1 protein-coding gene and 2 pseudogenes are annotated in these 3,254 nt (G+C 44.3%); 2 read left to right on the top strand and 1 reads right to left on the bottom strand.

All coding sequences use genetic code 11. The annotated features are described in order from the left end of the window. Nucleotides 1–384: 384 nt before the first annotated feature. Nucleotides 385–1,168: pseudogene (locus F6K38_RS44615) on the top strand (eCIS core domain-containing protein); the annotation flags it as partial. A gap of 781 nt (nucleotides 1,169–1,949) precedes the next feature. On the opposite strand, the gene F6K38_RS37755 reads toward F6K38_RS44615, so the two are convergent. Then, a complete protein-coding gene (locus F6K38_RS37755; protein ID WP_287254466.1) occupies nucleotides 1,950–2,285 on the bottom strand; it encodes a XisI protein in 336 nt (111 codons plus the stop codon). Nucleotides 2,286–2,613: 328 nt separating this feature from the next. On the opposite strand from F6K38_RS37755, the pseudogene F6K38_RS37750 reads away from it, so the two are divergent. Then, nucleotides 2,614–3,254 (top strand): annotated as a pseudogene (locus tag F6K38_RS37750) (hypothetical protein); the annotation flags it as partial.

Genomic DNA, 3,254 nt, shown 5'->3' with positions numbered 1-3,254 from the left:
TCACTCCATTGGCGATGGGAATGGCAGCATAATCCGTCAACAACGACTGAATTATCTGGCGATAAAACTCTAGGTTATACATTGTAAAATCACCTCTTTAATGGCGTCATAAATAAGTAAGCATATGCGCTACGGGCAGGCTACGCCAACAGCTATCAGCACTCAGCAGTCAGCTTAAAAGAAGCGATCCGCTTGAACGCTGTTATCATAGCTTGCCTATAGCGTATGAGCTGAATGGTTACGATAGAACAATTCAGATTCCAGTGCGATCGCTGATAGTAGAGCCCTTGCCAAAGTAGTTTTATGATACTGTTCTTGATCCAGTCACTGTTCGGCTCTATGATGATGATGTGACGTTTGCCGACTCTTAATTTAACCAAGCTCATGGGTAATCTACGACAAAGCCAAACCAGAACGACACAAGCTCGAGATCAGTCTATAGTATCGGGAAGTAGGAAGCCAACATACCACCCAGTCGAGGAACTGCAAGGGATAATTGGTAACCGAGCACTGGGTAATCTAATTAAATCCCAGCCAGACTTATCTGGACAAGTTCATCGTTCCCAAGATCCTCTGCTGAGTAGTGTCTCCCCTGTGAGTGGGCAACCAATCCAGCGAATGCCAATGTTTAGGGGACTTTCCCATGAATTAAAGGGCAATTGGCAGCAGGGCAATCGAGTGCAGGCGAAGCTAACTATTGGTGAAGCTGGGGATAAATATGAGCTTGAAGCTGACCGAGTAGCATCGGAAGTAGTGGATCGGATCAACACACCAGTGACTAGTCACAGCAATCAACCAGACTCGATTCAAGCTCAAGGTCAGCAAGATGAACTGATGAGGAAGCCAAAGTTACAGCTTCAATCTGTAGAAGGTGGGATGGCGGCTACCCCAGAGTTAGAAAGCTCAATCCAACAGGCAAGGGGGTCGGGGATGCCGATCGCCTTAAGTATCCGGAAACCAATGGAACAGTCGTTTGGGGCAGATTTTAGTGGAGTCAGGGTTCACAATGATGCCCAATCTGACCAGTTGAATCAATCTATTCAAGCTCGTGCTTTTACTACAGGTAAAGATATCTTCTTTCGGCAGGGGGAATATAACCCTGGGAGTCGAGGAGGCCAGGAATTGATTGCTCATGAATTGACTCATGTGGTGCAGCAAACTGGGGGGAAAATCCAGTGTAAGTCTCCGAGTGATAGTGTGCCGAGTTCTCCAACGCTCCAGGTACACTTAGAGCAGAATAAAACTCTACAGCGGAAAAAGAGGGGAAACGCATCTAAAAGCACAATAATGCAGCGTTTAGTGAGAAATCTACTCGATGTATTGACAAGATGCGTTTCCCCAGCTGATAATAATTCTTTACCACCATACAAATTCTTGATTCAAAAGCACGAACTGCCAGATTGTAATCTTTGTTTATATTTCGGATATTACCATTACATGAATGGTGACGTGAATAAAGAAGAATTCATAAAAAAAGCCATTGAGCCTTATGTAGATCTAGGCATGTCGGAACAGGAAGCTTTAGATTTCTTTTACGACGGAAATGATCCAGGGTTATATAAGAAATTTGGTTTAAGTGAAGTTAGTTATGACAATGCTCTTAAGGGTGATCGATTAATTGTTGCAGACGTAAATAAAGGTCATTTCTATGCATTGATAAAATACAAGGGTATTTGGTGGAATTATGACAGTTATTTTCAGACTAATCCGACAAAGATAGGAGACGAAAAGGCTGCCATGGATTATTTAAACGATAAGGGACAAGCAGTTTGGGCATGAGCATTAGTGACAAGTTTAAAACTGGATAATGGTGCAGACCTGTTAAGAAGTGCGATCGCTCTTGTCAGGTGGGCAAATGGACATGATTCCTCAATTAAATTTCCAAACTATCATCATTTGCCCACCCTACCATGCTGATAGCTGATGGCTGACGGCTGATAGCTTATAAATTAACCAACACCATAGTCCGTATATTGCCGAAATTCTGGTGCTTGAAACCCCAGCACAATATCGTCCTTCGCTACCCCTCTCTCCACAAGTTTTTGGCCTATTCTCATTTCCGTCATATTTTGCTCAATCCAAATCTTTCCCTTCTTAATATCTAAATGTAAAACACAACCATAGACCCGCCGATAGCCATCCCATCCCACATTCATTACCTGGTAATGGTCTTGTTTGGTATCAAAAACCGTGTAGCAATCAATCACCCCATTGGCGATGGGAATCGCAGCATAATCCGTCAACAACGACTGAATGATCTGGCGATAATACTCTAGGGTATCCATTGCACAATTACCTCTTGAATGGGGTCATAAATAAGTAAGCATATGCGCTACGCGCAGGCTACGCCAACAGCTATCAGCGGTCAGCAGTCAGCATAAAACAAGCGATCCGCCTGAACGCTGTTATCATAGCGTGCCTATAGCGTATGAGCTGAATGTAACCCATAGAACAATTCACATTCCAATGCGATCGCTAATAGTAGACCCCTTGCCAAAATAGTTTTATGGGTTACATTCAGCAGTCAGCAGTCAGCAGTCAGCCTTGGCCTTTGGTTGATAGTGGAATTGCCTTGGTTTGATGATACAGATCTTGTAGCCAAAAGCGAGTGGGGTGAACACCCGCAGTGCCATTCGGCTATATCATGATGATGTGACTGTTAAAGATTTAGTCAAGCTCATGGGTAATCTACGACAAAGCCAAACCAGAAAGACTCTAACTCGAGATCAGTCTCTTGTATTAGGAAGTAGAAAGCCAACATACCACCCAATCGAGGAACTGCAAGGGATAATCGGCAACCGAGCACTGGGTAATCTAATTAAATCCCAGCAATACAAATCTGGAGAAGTTCATCGTTCCCAAGATCCTCTGCTGAGTAGTGTTTCCTCTGTTAGTGGGCAACCAATCCAACGTCAGCGAATGTTTAGGGGACTTTCCCATGAGTTAATGGGCAATTGGCAGCAGGGCAATCCAGTACAGGCGAAGCTAACTATTGGTGAAGCTGGGGATAAGTATGAGCTTGAAGCTGACCGAGTAGCATCGGAAGTAGTGGACCGGATTAACGCACCAGTTTCTAGTTTGTCAACTCAACATCAGTCGATTCAAGCTCAAGGTCAGCAAGATGAATTGATGAGGAAGCCAAAGTTACAGCTTCAATCTGTAGAAGGTGGGATGGCGGCTACCCCAGAGTTAGAAAGCTCAATCCAACAGGCAAGGGGGTCGGGGATGCCGATCGCCTTAAGTATCCGGAAACC

Origin of the sequence: Moorena sp. SIO3B2, assembly GCF_010692525.1 — a bacterium.
In the GTDB taxonomy this organism is placed as follows: Bacteria; Cyanobacteriota; Cyanobacteriia; order Cyanobacteriales; family Coleofasciculaceae; genus Moorena; species Moorena producens.
Note: the sequence above shows the minus strand (reverse complement) of the source record. Positions and strands in the feature narration are given on the sequence as shown.